Annotated in this window: 13 protein-coding genes and 1 pseudogene; 9 read left to right on the top strand and 5 right to left on the bottom strand. The window is 35.7% G+C overall.

Features of this window, described 5'->3' with window-relative positions; all coding sequences use genetic code 11:
- Positions 1-6 precede the first annotated feature (6 nt).
- On the top strand, positions 7-828 hold the full coding sequence (gene fpuD, locus MNO09_RS27850) for a petrobactin ABC transporter ATP-binding protein FpuD (RefSeq protein ID WP_001167945.1): 822 nt from the start codon (positions 7-9) through the stop codon (positions 826-828).
- Positions 829-860: 32 nt separating this feature from the next.
- On the opposite strand, the pseudogene MNO09_RS27845 reads toward fpuD, so the two are convergent.
- Positions 861-1,100, bottom strand: a pseudogene (locus MNO09_RS27845) (SAM-dependent methyltransferase); the annotation flags it as partial.
- Positions 1,101-1,277: 177 nt separating this feature from the next.
- On the opposite strand from MNO09_RS27845, the gene MNO09_RS27840 reads away from it, so the two are divergent.
- From MNO09_RS27840 to MNO09_RS27830, 3 genes are read left to right on the top strand one after another with little or no spacing between them, the layout of a single operon-like run.
- A complete protein-coding gene (locus MNO09_RS27840) occupies positions 1,278-2,468 on the top strand; it encodes a glycine C-acetyltransferase (protein WP_000095906.1) in 1,191 nt (396 codons plus the stop codon).
- Between the two features lie 44 nt (positions 2,469-2,512).
- Positions 2,513-3,478, top strand: a complete 966-nt coding sequence (locus tag MNO09_RS27835; RefSeq protein ID WP_000723142.1) for an L-threonine 3-dehydrogenase — start codon at positions 2,513-2,515, stop codon at positions 3,476-3,478.
- Positions 3,479-3,536: 58 nt separating this feature from the next.
- Positions 3,537-3,959, top strand: coding sequence for an NUDIX hydrolase (locus MNO09_RS27830; RefSeq protein ID WP_001189946.1), 423 nt, complete (start codon positions 3,537-3,539; stop codon positions 3,957-3,959).
- Between the two features lie 39 nt (positions 3,960-3,998).
- On the opposite strand, the gene MNO09_RS27825 is transcribed toward MNO09_RS27830, so the two are convergent.
- The 3 genes from MNO09_RS27825 to MNO09_RS27815 form a co-directional block, all read right to left on the bottom strand.
- On the bottom strand, positions 3,999-5,882 hold the full coding sequence (locus MNO09_RS27825; RefSeq protein ID WP_088106823.1) for a vWA domain-containing protein: 1,884 nt from the start codon (positions 5,880-5,882) through the stop codon (positions 3,999-4,001).
- A 3-nt stretch (positions 5,883-5,885) separates the two neighbouring features.
- Complete coding sequence (locus tag MNO09_RS27820; protein ID WP_000892965.1) at positions 5,886-6,779, bottom strand: ATP-binding protein; 894 nt, start codon at positions 6,777-6,779, stop codon at positions 5,886-5,888.
- 127 nt (positions 6,780-6,906) lie between these two features.
- On the bottom strand, positions 6,907-8,436 hold the full coding sequence (locus tag MNO09_RS27815) for a cardiolipin synthase (RefSeq protein WP_000743019.1): 1,530 nt from the start codon (positions 8,434-8,436) through the stop codon (positions 6,907-6,909).
- Between the two features lie 387 nt (positions 8,437-8,823).
- Here MNO09_RS27815 and MNO09_RS27810 point away from each other — a divergent pair, with 387 nt between their 5' ends.
- Together MNO09_RS27810 and MNO09_RS27805 are read left to right on the top strand one after the other, a co-directional pair.
- The gene (locus MNO09_RS27810) at positions 8,824-9,177 is read left to right on the top strand and encodes a cobalt transporter (protein ID WP_070169395.1); all 354 of its coding nucleotides are present in this window, start codon (positions 8,824-8,826) and stop codon (positions 9,175-9,177) included.
- A gap of 490 nt (positions 9,178-9,667) precedes the next feature.
- The gene (locus tag MNO09_RS27805) at positions 9,668-11,371 is read left to right on the top strand and encodes a putative bifunctional diguanylate cyclase/phosphodiesterase (RefSeq protein ID WP_000893357.1); all 1,704 of its coding nucleotides are present in this window, start codon (positions 9,668-9,670) and stop codon (positions 11,369-11,371) included.
- A 31-nt stretch (positions 11,372-11,402) separates the two neighbouring features.
- On the opposite strand, the gene MNO09_RS27800 is transcribed toward MNO09_RS27805, so the two are convergent.
- Positions 11,403-12,800 carry an amino acid permease gene (locus MNO09_RS27800; protein ID WP_000448428.1) on the bottom strand — a complete coding sequence of 466 codons (1,398 nt, stop codon included), beginning with the start codon at positions 12,798-12,800 and terminating at the stop codon, positions 11,403-11,405.
- A gap of 449 nt (positions 12,801-13,249) precedes the next feature.
- Between MNO09_RS27800 and treR the strand changes: the two genes are divergently transcribed.
- The 3 genes from treR (at position 13,250) to treC (ending at position 17,203) form a co-directional block, all read left to right on the top strand.
- On the top strand, positions 13,250-13,960 hold the full coding sequence (treR, locus tag MNO09_RS27795) for a trehalose operon repressor (protein WP_000987247.1): 711 nt from the start codon (positions 13,250-13,252) through the stop codon (positions 13,958-13,960).
- A gap of 140 nt (positions 13,961-14,100) precedes the next feature.
- Complete coding sequence (gene treP, locus MNO09_RS27790; protein ID WP_000513931.1) at positions 14,101-15,528, top strand: PTS system trehalose-specific EIIBC component; 1,428 nt, start codon at positions 14,101-14,103, stop codon at positions 15,526-15,528.
- Between the two features lie 13 nt (positions 15,529-15,541).
- Complete coding sequence (treC, locus tag MNO09_RS27785; RefSeq protein ID WP_000656093.1) at positions 15,542-17,203, top strand: alpha,alpha-phosphotrehalase; 1,662 nt, start codon at positions 15,542-15,544, stop codon at positions 17,201-17,203.
- Positions 17,204-17,220: the final 17 nt, after the last annotated feature.

The following is a 17,220-nucleotide window of genomic DNA, read 5'->3' as shown; positions in this document are numbered from 1 at the left end:
ATGAATATGCAAAAAGCATTGGAGACGAAACGTTTGACGCTGTCTTATGGTGAAGCAATTATTATTGATGAGTTGAATTTAGAAATTCCAAAAGGCGAAATTACAATCTTTATCGGTTCTAACGGTTGTGGAAAATCAACTTTATTACGTTCACTAGCTAGATTATTAAAGCCAACAACTGGTGACATTTTGCTAGATAATCAAGCCATTCAAAGTATGCAAACGAAGCAAATCGCTCGTCAAATGGCAATTTTACCGCAAGGACCGCAAGCTCCAGAAGGGCTTACAGTATTGCAACTTGTAAAGCAAGGGCGTTATCCATATCAAACGTGGCTGAAGCAATGGTCAGAAAAAGATGAGGAAATGGTACAAAAAGCACTCGCAGCAACAGGTATGACAGAATTTGCTGAGCGTGATGTGCATGCTCTTTCCGGTGGACAACGACAACGTGCTTGGATTGCAATGACGCTTGCACAAGATACAGATATTATTTTACTGGATGAGCCTACTACATATTTAGATATGACTCACCAAATTGAAGTGCTAGATTTATTATTCGAATTAAATGAAACAGAACAAAGAACAATTGTTATGGTATTACACGATTTAAATTTAGCATGCCGTTATGCAGATAATATTGTAGCCATTCAAGATAAACAAATATATGCACAAGGTAAGCCGGAAGAAGTAGTAGATGAGAAGCTAGTACGTGATGTATTCCGAATGGAATGTCAAATCAGTACGGATCCGTTATTTGGGACACCACTTTGCATCCCGCATGGAAAAGGAAGACGTGTACGTAAAGAGGTTGCTCAAGTAATGAGTTAAATAAAAAAGGCGATGAGGATTCATCGTCTTTTTTATTTGCGGCAAGAAAATAAGAGGAAGAGGGGAATTCGTAAACGTCGTTCATATTCTTCTTCACTCTGAAAATAAGTTTGATTTGGTGTGGCTTCTTTTATGTTTGTAATCGTAAACCCGGCTTGTTGTAACAATGTAAAATACTCTTCTGTTGTACGATGGTATTTAATAACCTCCTGATCAATCCAAGGTTCAACGCGTTTTCCCGTTTTAAAATAATCATCGACGAGCCAGCTCGTAAATATGAAAAGTAAATGATAGATTTCTTGTAATGAATCATATATAATCTAAAAATGTAAGCGGTTACTTTAAGCTATTTTTCTATAATAAATTCTGAAAACGTGTTAAGCTAGTAGAGGGATTATTAGAACTATTAAGACAATAATTCGCTTACATGAACGATGGGAGGCTTCACAATGTCTAGTAAAACACTTGCGAAATTTTTAGAAGAAAATTTAGAGGATTTAAAATCAAAGGGGCTTTATAACGTAATTGATCCGCTTGAGAGTTCAAATGGACCGATCATTACAATTGGCGGAAAAGAATATATTAACTTATCTTCAAACAACTATCTTGGATTAGCAACAGATAGCCGTTTGCAAGAAGCAGCAATTGGTGCAATTCATAAGTACGGCGTTGGAGCAGGAGCTGTTCGTACAATTAACGGTACTTTAGATTTGCATATTAAATTAGAAGAGACAATTGCAAAGTTTAAACATACAGAAGCAGCAATTGCTTATCAATCAGGATTTAACTGTAATATGGCAGCGATTTCAGCCGTTATGGATAAAAATGATGCGATTCTTTCAGACGAATTAAACCATGCTTCTATTATTGATGGTAGTCGTCTATCAAAAGCAAAAATTATTGTTTATAAACATTCTGATATGGAAGATTTACGCCAAAAAGCAATCGCGGCGAAAGAATCAGGTCTTTACAATAAATTAATGGTAATTACAGATGGTGTCTTCTCAATGGATGGAGATGTTGCAAAATTACCAGAAATTGTTGAGATTGCAGAAGAATTAGATTTAATGACATATGTAGACGATGCACACGGTTCAGGTGTACTTGGAAAAGGTGCAGGAACTGTAAAGCACTTCGGTCTATCTGATAAAGTTGATTTCCAAATTGGTACATTATCAAAAGCAATTGGGGTAATTGGTGGATATGTAGCAGGGAAACAAAACTTAATTGACTGGTTAAAAGTTCGTTCACGTCCATTCTTATTCTCTACAGCATTAACACCAGCTGATGCAGCTGCATGTATGCGATCAATTGAAATTTTAATGGAAAGCACAGAGTTACATGATCGTTTATGGGAAAATGGCCGCTATTTAAAACAAGGGTTAAAAGAACTTGGCTTTAACATCGGAGAAAGTGAAACGCCAATTACACCTTGTATTATTGGTGACGAAGTATTAACACAAGAATTTAGTAAACGTCTAAATGAAGAAGGCGTATATGCAAAATCTATCGTGTTCCCAACTGTAGCTAAAGGAACAGGACGCGTTCGTAATATGCCTACAGCAGCTCATACGAAAGAAATGTTAGATGAAGCAATTCGTAAGTATGAAAAAGTAGGGAAAGAAATGGGCATCATTTAAGTAACGACATCTTTTGAATAGCTTGCAAATGAGGAGTGGGGATAATGAAAAAAATTCTAGTAACCGGTTCTTTAGGGCAAATTGGTTCTGAACTAGTAATGAAACTTCGTGATGTATACGGTGCATCAAATGTTATTGCAACAGATATTCGTGAAACAGATAGTGAAGTAGTAACGTCTGGTCCATTTGAAACGTTAGATGTAACAGATGGACAAAAACTACATGATATTGCAAAGCGTAATGAAGTAGATACAATTATTCATTTAGCAGCTTTACTTTCAGCAACAGCAGAAAAAAATCCGTTATTTGCTTGGAATTTAAATATGGGCGGACTTGTAAATGCATTAGAAGCAGCTCGTGAATTAAACTGTAAGTTTTTCACGCCAAGTTCTATCGGTGCATTCGGTCCATCAACGCCGAAAGATAATACGCCACAAGATACAATTCAGCGTCCTACTACGATGTATGGGGTAAACAAAGTAGCAGGAGAATTACTATGTGATTATTATCATCAAAAGTTTGGCGTTGATACGCGCGGTGTACGTTTCCCAGGTTTAATTTCTTACGTAGCTCCTCCAGGAGGCGGAACAACTGACTATGCAGTTGAAATTTATTATGAGGCGATTAAAAAAGGCACATACACCTCATACATTGCAGAAGGAACATACATGGATATGATGTACATGCCAGATGCTTTACAAGCGATCATTTCATTAATGGAAGCTGATCCAAGTAAACTTGTGCATAGAAACGCATTTAATATTACAGCGATGAGCTTTGAGCCAGAGCAAATCGCAGCATCCATTCGTAAACACATCCCGACGTTTACAATGGATTACGCTGTAGATCCTGCTCGTCAAACAATCGCTGATAGCTGGCCGAACTCTATTGATGCAACAGCAGCAATGAACGAGTGGGGCTTTAAAGCAGAATACGATTTAGACAAAATGACAACGGACATGTTGGCTAAGTTAAAAAAAAAGTTCATAGCTGAGTTAGTGATGAATTAACAGGAAGGGTCGATTCTTAGGAATTGGCTCTTCCTTATTTTTGAGGGAGAGAAGTCTTATGCAAAGAGTTGATGTCGTATACGCACTAATACATGATGAAGAAACAGATAAAATATTAATGGTGCATAATGTAGAACAAAACGTTTGGTCATTGCCAGGCGGGGCTGTGGAAAAAGGTGAAATATTAGAGGAAGCACTAATAAGAGAAGTAAAAGAAGAGACAGGTTTAACTGCCGTGGCAGGTGGACTTGTTGCGATCAATGAAAAATTCTTTGAAGCATCAGGGAATCATGCGATACTATTTACATTCCGAGCAAATGTAGTAAAGGGTGAACTGGTTGCGGAAGATGAAGAAGAAATTTCTGCAATAGAGTGGGTGGATCGAACGATCGCAAATGAAAGATTCCCATTCTACGATGGAGGATTCGAGGCATTATTAGAAGTAGCCATTCCATACAAGTTTCAACCAGAAACAAAGTGATTGAAAGAAAAAAACAGGAGCGAAAACGCTCCTGTTTTTCTATTCAATCGTCTTCAGTAATAACTTTTTCAATAGTGGTTTAATCTTCAGACGTAAATCTTCAGCGTGATTTGCAACTAAGAAGTGATGATTGTAAATGTTCTTCATTAATTGATAAGTTGCTTCTTTTGCTTCGCCTTCTTCGATGAAGATTCCGATTACTTCCATACCACTTTTACGAGCAAGTTTGACAGCTTCATGCGTATCTAAAATACCGTCTTGTTGATAGTCTAGCGCAGAAGGTTCACCGTCTGTAAAGACAAGTAAGAATTTATGTTTTTCTGGTCTTTTTGCAAGCTTTTCAGAAACGATACGAATAATATATCCGTCGCGGTTATCTTCTTCTTCGCGAAGCTGCATAATTTCTGGACCGACGTTTGGTAACGTTGAGTTTTTATACGTTACAACTTCATGGATAACGTTCGGCTTATCTTCAGGCTTAGCACTAGAAGCATCTTCCCAAAATCCGCTAATAGCGTGCGGGATTTTTAAAGATTTCAACGCTTCATGGAATAGGACCACACTCTTTTTCGTTTCTTCCATTTTGTTATACATAGAACCAGAGCAGTCCACTAGTAGTTGGAATGCAACGTCAAGTTCTTGTGATTCTTGTCCTTTTTTATAAAACATGCGTGGCTGCTTTTCAGTATAAATACGAAGGAACTTCTTACGAAGTCTTCCGTAATATTTATCACTATTTGCATTCGTTTTATTTTCAATCGTTTTTTCGATAATTTTCTTTAATTCTTTTACATCTTTATTAACGACTGATTTGATAGCTTGGTAATCCTTTTTTTCATCAGGATTTGATTTGCGAGCTTCTTTAAATATATGAGAAGCACCAACGTTATACTTACCGTATGCACCCTCGTTTTGGCTAGAAGCGTGTGAAGCTCTTGCTTCTTCTGTATCAGCGCCATCAAAGTTGGATTGTGTACTCTTTTGAGACGTACCTTGTACAGAACCAAGTGCTTGGTCGCCATCTTCTGATTCACGAGCAGTATCGCCCATCATGTTTGTTTTTGTTCCGCTTTCTAATTCAAAGCGTAAAAAGTTCTCGTTTTCGTTATTTTTATTTTCACGATGCCATGTGGAGAAACTTTCATCCATTTTGTTTTTATTTTCATCGTCATCTATGAGCTGCGTATCATCATTTGCTAAATCTTCGACGCGACAGTTCTTTTCGTCTGCAATGACAGATAAATAAAGCGGAGCATGTCCGAAATAATTATTAAGCATATCACTTTCAAGAAGTTCCTCTAAGCGATAGCGAATTTTTTCAACGATATACATAATGTCTTCTGTATTACGAACTTGGAATGTTTCATGCAAAATTGCTTCAATTTGCTCGAAATATTCATTATTAAACATTTCATATTTATCGCTCGTTAATGAAAGATAGCAGAGACAAAATAGACGATCACCGTGATAGTTACGAACACGATTGATTTCATTTTGTGAACCAAAGTAATTGCGATACATTTCTTTTCTTCTTTTAAAAACATGCTTTGTGCCAGGGCGTAAGTTTTTTACGATTTCCTCAACACGTAAATCTTCTAATAGAACAAATAATTGTGTTAAAAACTTTTTTAAGGGTGATTCTTGTAATTCAATCGCATAAGAACGAATTAAAGTCATGTCCGAGTAATGTTTATTACCAAGTGCTTTTAAAAACACTTCGCTTTTTAATCCGATTACTGTATCCTCTTCTTTTCGATCATCCCAAAAGTGACTAATGACAACCTTTTTTTCAATTTCGTCGTAGTATGCTTTATAGCCATACTCAAGGTAGGCATCGTCTTCTTTTAAAAGAGCATACATTAAGTTTTCCATTTGTAGAAACAGCGACGCATCAATTTTTTTGTCACTAAAAATTTGTCTCATGAATTATCCCTCAAAGAAATAACTTTCTGCTAATTCACGGACAGTCATTTGTTCGGTTTCATCGTTTAATTTTGCGATAATACTACGTTCAATTGCACGCATAACAGGGATATATACACCTAAATCACATGCGTCGATAATGCCACGAATACTTGCTGCTTCTTCACTTACACGTCCATCACGAGCTAAAGGCATAAGGTCGCTTGCAAATGCAACGAACTTTTCAATTGTTGCAACATCATTTAATTTTGATTCAGATAGTAATAGTTCTTTTAATGTGTCACCTTGAATGTATGGAACTTCAATAATAACGAAACGGTTTTTTAATGCTTCGTTTAGTTCACTTGTTCCAACGTAACCTTCATTAATTGCTGCAATTACACGATACTCGTCATCACCGTATACAACTTCTTGTGTAAATGGATTAGTAATCATTTTACGGTAATCTAATGCACCGTGAAGAAGTGGTAACGTTTCAGGTTTTGCCATATTGATTTCATCAATATATAGGAAATGACCGTTCTTCATTGCTTTCATAAGAGGGCCGTTAACGAATGTAACTTCAGATGCGCCATCTTTCGTTTGTAGTGTGTTGTATCCTAAAATACCTTCTACATCTAGGTCAACAGAACAGTTAATGCTATGCATTGGTTTTTGGAATAAAGAAGAAAGAGTTTCAGCCAGTACTGTTTTACCACTACCAGTCGGTCCTTTTAATAGAATGTTTTTGCCAAGAAGAAGCGCTGTAATAGCATCTTCAATAATGCTGTTATCAGATGCTTTATATATTTTCTTTCCAATTAAATGTGCATTTTCACCAGCTTCTTGTTTATTTTTTTCGTGAATGGTTGAGAGCTGTTGTTTTAAATCAGCATGTATATGAAATTGTTCTAACATGTATTTCCCACCTAACATTATTTTCATAAAGTAATACATCTTATGATAACTTGTTTTAATATGGTATGCAAAGAAAAGGAGAGAGGGGAAATGGAAAAGAAAAAGCAATCAATATTACATTGATTGCTTACAGTAAAGGAGAAATGAGTCGCATGAAAGACTCTAATATTCGTTTTTTGATACTTCTTTTTTGGAATGCGTTCCATTTAATTTCAGTGGAATGCTTAAAGTCGTCTTCAAAATCATGTTTAATATCATGAACGGTTTCTGATTCATATAGTACGCTAATAAGTTCATAATTTAATTCAAAGCTGCGTACGTCCATATTTGCCGTTCCAATTGTCGCGATTTTATCATCAACGAGTACAATTTTTGCATGCATAAAACCATCTTTATAACTATAAATGGAAGCACCAGCTTTTAAAAGCGGAGTGAAGTAGGACTGAGATGCTTGATCACTAATAATACTATCACTTTTACCAGGATATAAAATGCGTACATCTATGCCAGATATTGCACTTAAACGTAATAATGTTAAAGTTTCTTGATCTGGAATAAAGTAAGGTGTAGCGATCCAAATCGATTTTTTTGCAGATCCCATAACAGCTAATAATGTATTGCGAATGCTTTTATCATCTGAGCTAGGCCCGCTGGCTACAATTTGCACAGCACCTTCTGCACTTGAAATTTCTTTACCTGGGAAGTATTGTCTATTCATAAATTGATCCCAAGAATAAGTATTCAATCCACTAGAGGCATAGAGCCAATCTTCTAGAAAAATTGCTTGTAATTTATATAACGCTTTTCCTTCTATTTTTAAATGACTATCACGCCAAACGGGAAATTTTTTTGAACGGCCAAGATATTCATCACCGACGTTGAGTCCACCAGTAAAACCGATTTCTCCATCTACAATAACGATTTTTCGATGGTTACGATAATTGACAGTTTCAAGTAACCAAGCTGAAAAAATAGGGTCAAATTCTACAATTTCAATACCAGCTTCTTTCATAGGTTTTAAAAAGCGTCTTCTTAACGTATTACTTCCGAGTCCATCATAAAGAAAGCGTACAATAACACCAGATTTTGCTTTTTTTATTAACGCATCTCGAACTTTCGTACCAATCTCATCAGATTTATAAATATAGTATTGAATATGTATGTGATGTTTTGCTTGCTCGATAGCTTGCAAAATTTCTGAGAATGTTTGATCTCCATTTGTTAAAAGTTTTGTCGTCGTTCTATCTGCGGCAGGACCGCCTCCAAATTTTTGTACGACCTCTGTTAAATGTACAGAACGTTCATGTAAGGGGACTGTGAGTGATAATTCTAGTCGTCTTCCTTCTAATATTTCACGGAATAATTTTCTTTGTTCTTCTGAACGATGGAGATGTTTTTTCCTTCTCCAACGGCTACGACCGAAAATAGAGTATAAAAGCACACCTACAACAGGAAGAAGTGCTAATACTAAAAACCACGCTAAGGTGCTTTGAGGAGATCTATTTTCGATGAAAATAACGAATGAAATTCCTACGATTGTAATAGACCATAGGGCACCGACAAATGTATATAAAGAAATAAACGATGTATTTAATAGGAAAAGAACGATAGATATAATTGTAAATATTAATAGTAATTGAACGATAGGCTTCTTCATTTCTATAAAATTCCTCTAATCTTTCTTAAATATAGACTTCTTATATAAAAGGTATAATCCGACATTCTTATTATAAAGTGTTTTATTTTTTTTACAAAATATAGACATTTTCCCCATGCTTTCCGCATTTGTCCTACATACAGTATATTGTTACGTTATTATCCTGCTATTTGCTGTTTAATAAACAGTGTAGGGGGGACAAAACATTTGTCCTTTATATAGGAACGGGGATAACCATATCATGGATTGGTAACAGGTGCACGATGAAGCCAAGGATATGGTTATTCGTATTATACGGATTCTTCTTATTATATAGGTTACTAACAAGGTCCGTACTATTCATACAATACCTATTAAGATGAGAAAATGGAAAAGGAGAGGGGAAACATGAATTATATAGAAAATAACGGATTGTATTATCGTCATAATCATGGCGGTCACCATCATAATGGCGGACATAACCACCATGGCGGACATAACCACCACGGAGGGCACAATCACCATGATCATCACCACCATCATGGAGGTGGATGGGGCTGGGGTGGCGGCTCATGGGGTGGTGGATTTTTCCCAGGAAGTTTTGCTGGAGGCGTGTTAGGTGGACTTACAGCTGGCGCATTAACGGGTGCAGCAAGTGGAGGCTACTATCCAGCACCGTACCCAGTAACTTATCCAGCGCCATACCCAGCACCATATCCAACTCCATATCCGGGGTATCAGCAAATATCATATCCGTATTAAACTAAAAAAGAGGCTTTCCTCTTTTTTTAGTTTAATAAAGTATTTATAAAATATTTCCAAAATAAAGGTGAAAATATGTTAATATTTTGTTATTGTAATTCAAAAACGTATATACTAATTTTAACTTTTATATTATTATCCGTGAATAGTTGTATAGTGCGCTCGAAATTCTATTTCGCTAGTAAAGTAAAGAGGTTAGATATGAGCGGGATTAATAGGGAATAGGTGTTGTATAGAGCAAGCTATAAAGGAATGTAAGAGAATGAATAATGTATAATAAAGTAAGCTAATTATAGCGATAAGAAACTACTATTTATAATTGAAACGGTATTATATTGCTTTTTATTACAAATAATATTATGTTATTTTAATCGGCATATTTCAAAATGTGATGAATGCAAATAGCTATTATTAAGAAATGAAATATCTCTATTTCTATGAAGAGAAACAAGTTGTGTTTTAGTCAGATAGGAAGCAAGGAGAGATGCGCATGCTAGAACAAAGAGGTCATGCATTATATGACTCTTCATTGCGAGATTTAAAGTTAGCATTAGATGAGTCTTCAATTGTTGCGATTACAGACCGAAATGGTCTTATTACATATGTAAATGATAAGTTTTGTGAAATCTCCAAATATACACGAGAAGAGCTAATAGGGAAAGATCATCGTATTTTAAATTCAGGATATCACCCGAAAACATTTTTTCAAATTCTATGGAAGCGTATTTTGAACGGAAAAATATGGAGAGGTGAGATTCGAAATCAAGCAAAAGATGGGACGTATTATTGGGTTAAAACAACAATTGTTCCGTTTTTAAATGAAAAAGGAGAGCCGTATCAATTTATCGCGATCCGAAATGATATTAGTAGTAGGAAAGAAGCAGAACAGAGGTTGCGGTTAAGTGAAAGTCGTTATAGGGAGCTTGCGTATCATGATGCTTTAACGAGTTTACCGAACCGATTGCAGCTAATAACAACTGTAAACGAGATGATTGCAGGAAAAAAAGAATTTGGTATGATTTACTTTGATTTGGATCGTTTTAAATTAGTAAACGATACGCTAGGTCATATGATAGGGGATTTACTTTTAAGCGAAGTTGCTTCACGGTTGCATTATGTGCTAGGAGAGAAAGACGTTCTGGCTAGGCTGGGTGGCGACGAATTTGTGCTGTTAACAAAAAATCATAAACAAGATGAAATGAGGCAGTTAGCAACATCTGTGCTGTCGTGTTTTCAGGCACCATTTATACTTGAAGGTCATGAAGTATACATTTCAGCTAGTCTAGGACTGTGCGCATATCCGCAAGACGGACAAGATGTAGAAACTCTATTGAAAAATTCGGATTTAGCCATGTATAGTGCGAAAGAACAAGGCAGAAATGCCGCGTGTTTCTTTACAGATGAGTTACGTGCGAAAATAAATCGTAGAATGAAAATTGAATTCGCTTTGCAAAAGGCAATCCGTGATGAAGAATTAGATGTGGTACTGCAGCCTATTATTGATTTGAAAACGAAGAAATATACCGGTATTGAGGCTTTAGCACGTTGTTCGACAGAAGAAGGGCCTATTTCGCCAGGCGAATTTATTCCAGTAGCTGAAGAATCTGGACTTATTATAAAATTAGGAGACTGGGTATTAGAAAAGTCATGTCGCTTGTTTAAAACATTGCCAGATTACGAAGAAGGACTAAGGTTATCTGTTAATTTATCCATACAACAATTAATGCAAAAGCGTTTTATTTTATCTGTACGTAGCATTTTAAGGAGAACTGGCTTTCCACCGAATCGTTTAATTTTGGAAGTAACGGAAAGTATCGCTGTTCGTCATTTTGATTATATTATTGCTACATTACAAGAATTAAGAAATATGGGTATTTTAATTGCTTTAGATGACTTTGGAACGGGTTATTCTTCCTTATACTATTTAAAGCAACTGCCACTGGATATAGTGAAAATTGATCGTAACTTTATTCGTGAATTTCATTATGATCACGCACAGCCAGAGCGAACGATTGTAAAATCTGTTATTGAAATTGCCCATAGCTTAAATTTAGCAGTAGTTGCTGAAGGGGTAGAAACAGTAGAGCAAGAAAGTTTATTACAATCTATGGGCTGTGATTACGTACAAGGATTTTATTATGCGACACCTTTATCTGTAGGAGAGTTAAAAGAAAAGTTAATTACAGATTTTTAATAAAAAAGAGAAGCGAGTAGCTTCTCTTTTTTTAATTCATTTTTTTCGAGTCTTTCATTAATACTGGATAAAGAATAAGACCTAATACAAACAATCCGATTCCTAAGAAGAACGTTTTTAAATCAGCAGTTCCTGTTTTGATAACCCAAATAGAGTAGACAAATGCTAGTGTAGTAATGATTCCATCCTTTATTCGAGAGCCAGGCATTATATCATACGTTTCTCCTGTAATAACCAATTTGAATTGGTACAGCGTGGAAACAAGGTATGGGATTAAATAAGCTAATGTTGCTACAACGATAGCGAAATTATAGGCTTCTGACACAGTGCCAGAAATCGTTGAGAATAAGAAAATTTGCGTCATCACATTTGTAATAAATAATGATTTTGAAGGACTACCTTTTTTATTTGTTTTCGCGAAAAACTTAGGGAAAAGTCCATTCTTGGCTGCCTGGTAAGGTACTTCTGAACTAACAACGATCCAGCCAACTGTAGATCCAAATAAAGATACAAGTGCAAGTAAAGCCATGATATAGGCACCTTTATTGCCAATTGCTAAATTTAATGCGTCTACTAATGGTTTTTGAGACTCTTTTAAAGCATCTTGCGAAAGAGCTCCCATTGTAAGTAAAGTAATTGACATGTAAATAAGAAGAGCGATAATCAACCCGAAAATAGTAGCTTTTTTTACATCGCGCTGAGATTTTGCACGGTTAGAAAGCATTACAGCAGATTCAATACCGATAAATGCCCAAAGTGTTGCGATAGCAGCTGAATTGATTTGTCCACCTAACGAAATTGATTGTCCTGCTTCATTCATAAATGTTTGACCGTCTCCGAAATTAGAGGCATTGAAAATGAATAATGTGATTACAATAAACATTGTAAATCCGATAATTTTTGCAATGGTAGCAAGAAGATTCATATTCCCAGCCTGGTCAATATTTTGAGAAAGAATATATTGAATTCCCCATAGCATAAGGCTACATACGAGGAAAGTTAGTCCTTTTCCGAGTTCTAGTGAAAATCCGTTCGTAGAAAAGAGAATTTGCTTACTTTGTAACACTGGAAAGAATGTTGATAAATATCCAGCAAAGGAAATAATAACAGATGCTGTTGCAGCCCAGTTCGCAGCCCAATATCCCCATGCCATACTATATCCTGCAACTTTACCCGCTTTTTTTGAAGGGAACATTGCTTGGGCGTAACTTTGTGGTCCAGCCTTTAATTCTGGCTTGCGAATTGCTAAATTTCCAAATACGAGTGCAATCATAAATACGCCAAGGCCTGTAATACTCCATGCGAGTGTAGAACCCATTGGACCTGATACATGTGCTAAATTTGCTGGGAGCATAAATACGCCACCGCCAACCATATTTCCGATCACAAAAGCTGTTAAAATCCATAATCCCCATTTTTTCGTTTCCATTTTTGTTAACTCCTTTGTAGTAAGTTTTACTTAAACATCATTTTTTACTAGCTTTTTGGCAATAAAAAAAGAGCCATGTAGATAAAAAATACCTACATGGCTCTTCGCCTAACGTAGGTACAACGGGAATAACCCTTGTACCTACGCGTAATTTTTCCGCTAGGTTTCAAGGGTTACGTATGATGATGATGTTTTTGTGCAAATGTAACTACAATTGTTGTATAAGTAAGCATAGTTCTTTGCTCCCTTTCTCCTCTGATTTTGAAGTTAGTATACTACATGTTTTTTTGAATGAAAAGAAAAATATAAAAATTTTTATAAAAATACGTTTTAGAGATTAAATATTTACCTGTATTTTTCCTATACTGGAAAATAAGTGAGAGATTGGCAGAAGAGTGTAGCATGGTATAATACATATAGAATTAGAAGGTGACAAGGGGCTATTGTAGATGATGAGTAAGTATGAACAAATTTATACAGAAATCAGTAAGTCTATTGATAATAAACAATTAAAAGAGGGGTGCAAAATCCCATCAGAAACAGAATTAATGAAGCAATATGAAGCAAGTCGAGGTACAGTCAGAAAAGCAGTAGATTTATTGCAAGAGCGTGGATATGTTCAAAAAATACATGGAAAAGGTGTTTTTGTTTTAAAGCGAAAAAACATTGAATTCAACTTTGGTGGTATTGTAAGTTTCCAAGAAGAAAATGAACGTTTAGGACGCCATTGTATTACAAAAGTCGTGGAAATAGAGAAAGTAAAAGCGACAAAAGAGGTTGCAAAGCTATTAAATGTGAAAGAGAAAACAGAAATAGATCATATTAAGCGCGTACGAAATATTGATGGAGAAAAAGTAATTTTGGATATTAATCATTTTGTATCGGAATATATTCCTGGATTAACGAGTGAAATTGCAGCGGAGTCCATTTATAAATACATTGAGAAAGAACTAGGGCTTCATATTAGTTACTCACAAAGGGTAATTGAAGTGCAGCCATGTACAGAGGACGATAGAAAGTATTTAGATTTAAATGGAACAGACTATGTTGTTGTTGTGAAAAACTTTACGCATTTCTATGATGGAAGTCAGTTCGAATATACAGAATCACGCCACCGCTTAGATATTTTTCATTTTTCGGATGTGGCGCGGAGAAAATAAGGAGATGGAACGAAATAACGTTTCATCTCTTTTTTTATAAAAAAATCACAAACTCGTATATACGAGTGTTGACTAACTTATATATACGAGTTAATATGTAATTGTAAACGGTATCAAATAAAGAAAAGAGGGACGGGAATATGGGGAAAGACTATCGTAAAACAGCAGAGGAAGTGTTGCAGTATATTGGTGGGAAAGACAATATTGAACAAGCTGCGCACTGTGTAACGAGGCTCCGTATCGCTTTAAAAGATGAAAGTAAAATAGATAATGATAAACTACAGTCTGTTTCATTAGTGAAAGGAGCGTTTCATAACGCTGGGATATTTCAAATTGTAATTGGCCCAGGGGACGTAGATCGTGTATACGCTGAATTGATAACGCTTGCAGGTATGAAGGAAGCGACAGTAGCTGACGTGAAAGACTCTGGAAACCAAAAGTTAAATCCAGCTCAAAAGTTTGTAAAAGTATTTTCAGATGTATTTATGCCGATATTACCAGCGATCGTAACAGCTGGTTTACTAATGGGGATTAATAATCTATTGGGGGCAAAGGACTTATTTTTTGAAGGTAAAAATTTATTAGATGTGTATCCAAACTTAGGCGGGCTTTGGGATTTAATTAATATGATGGCGAATACAGCATTCGTATTCTTACCAGCACTTGTCGGTTGGTCAGCGACGAAGCGTTTTGGTGGTAGTCCGATATTAGGGATCGTTATGGGATTAATGCTTGTGCATCCAGCCTTATTAAACGCGTGGGATTATGGCAAAGCAGCGACTGGTTTAGATGGACAAAAGATTGAGTACTTCGATATTTTAGGATTATTTCAAATTGAAAAGGTAGGGTATCAAGGTCAAATCTTACCGGTTTTAGTAGCAGCATTTGTATTAAGTAAAGTGGAAATTTTCTTAAAGAAACATGTACCAAATGCAATTCAATTATTAGTTGTACCAATTACAACGATTGTCGTAACAGGTGTGTTGGCATTAGGGATTATTGGTCCGGTTACACGTCATATTGGAGATTTATTAACAGTTGGATTAGTAGGTATATATGAAACAGTACCAGTAGTTGGAGCGGTATTGTTTGGAGCATTATATGCACCGCTCGTAATTACAGGTATGCATCATATGTTTATTGCAATTGACTTACAATTAATTGCACAGCACGGTGGTACATTCATTTGGCCAATGATTGCTCTTTCTAACATTGCGCAAGGTAGTGCGGCACTTGCGATGTTCTGGATTTCTAAAAACCAAAATGATAAAAGTATGGCATCGACATCAGCAATTTCAGCATATTTCGGTATTACAGAGCCAGCTATGTTTGGTGTAAACTTACGAAATAAATTCCCGTTCTATGCAGCGATTATAGGATCGGCTGTGGCAGCGATATTCATTACGTTAAATGGTGTATTAGCACCTGCTATCGGAATTGGTGGATTACCAGCATTTATTTCTATCATTCCGAAATCGATTCCAATATTTATTGTAGGAATGATTATCGCAGTTGTAATCCCATTTACGTTAACATGGTTATTTGCAAAACGAGTAAAACAGAAGTAGGAGGAAGTTAAACATGAAGGATTGGCATAAAAGTGTAGTTTATCAAATTTATCCGAAGAGCTTTAATAGCTATTACAATAAAGAAACCGGTGATATAAAAGGGGTTACAGAGAAACTAGATTATTTAAAAGAACTCGGATTAGATTATATTTGGTTAACACCGATATACCAATCACCACAAAATGATAATGGATACGATGTAAGTGATTACTACAGTATTGATCCATCTTACGGAACGATGGAAGAGTTTGAAGAGCTTTTAGAAGAAGCAAAGGCACGTAATATTGAAATTATGCTTGATATCGTTGTAAATCATAGTTCGACGGAGCATAAGTGGTTTAAAGAAGCGAAGGAAGATAAAAATAGTCCATATCGTAATTACTATATTTGGCGTGATGAAAAAAATAATTGGCAATCTAAGTTTGGTGGGTCTGCTTGGAAATATGATGAGAAGACAGAGCAATATTTTTTACATCTATTTGATGAGACACAAGCTGATTTAAATTGGGAAAATAAAAAACTTCGTGAAGAAGTATATGATATGATGCGTTTTTGGCTTGATAAAGGGGTAACTGGATTCCGATTAGATGTTATTAATTTAATTTCAAAAGATCAGCAGTTCTTAAATGATGACGGAAGTATGGCGACAAGCGATGGCCGTAAATATTATACAGATGGCCCGCGCGTTCATGAATATTTACAAGAGATGAACCGAAATGTTTTTGAAGGGAAAGATGTAATTACAGTTGGAGAAATGTCATCTACGACAATTGATAATTGTATCAAATATTCAAACCCTGAGCGTAATGAATTAAGTATGACGTTTAGTTTCCATCATTTAAAAGTAGATTATCCGAATGGAGATAAGTGGACGCAAGCTAATTTTGATTTCATTAAATTAAAAGAGATTATGTCTAATTGGCAAATTGAAATGCAAAAGGGCGGAGGATGGAATGCGTTGTTCTGGTGTAATCATGACCAACCTCGTATTGTGTCACGCTTCGGTGATGATAGAAAGTACCGAAATGAATCTGCGAAAATGCTAGCGACAGCTATTCATATGTTGCAGGGCACACCTTACATTTATCAAGGTGAAGAAATCGGTATGACGAATCCTAAATTCGAGTCCATCGAGCAATATCGCGATGTGGAATCGTTAAATATATATGATATAAAGCTGGAAGAAGGATTATCAAAAGAAGATATTATCAGGATTTTAAAACAAAAATCTCGTGATAATTCCCGTACTCCGATGCAGTGGAATGAAGAGATGAACAGTGGTTTTACAACAAGTACACCTTGGATTTCAGTGGCTGAAAACTTTACAGAAATAAACGTAGAAAAAGCATTAGAAGATAAAGAGTCTGTATTTTATCATTATAAAAAGTTAATAGAACTTAGAAAAACGTATGATGTAATTACAGAAGGGAAATATGCTATTTTAGATGAAAATCATCTTAAGGTTTGGGCATATACACGTACTGTAAATGACGAGGTATTACTCGTTATCAATAACTTCTATGGAGAAGAAATAACGTACTCTGTACCAGCTCATGTTCAATTAGATGGAATGAAGCAAGAAGTACTACTGTCGAATTATAAAGATTCCAGCAAGGATATTACAAAACTTAACTTAAGACCATATGAATCAATTGTATATCGATATACGAAATAAAAAGGTTGTATGCCCGC

The sequence above is a fragment of the Bacillus sp. N5-665 genome, from assembly GCF_022637375.2.
Lineage (GTDB): Bacteria > Bacillota > Bacilli > Bacillales > Bacillaceae_G > Bacillus_A > Bacillus_A wiedmannii.
The sequence above is the reverse complement of the archived record's forward strand: the minus strand, read 5'-3'. Positions and strand labels throughout refer to the sequence as shown.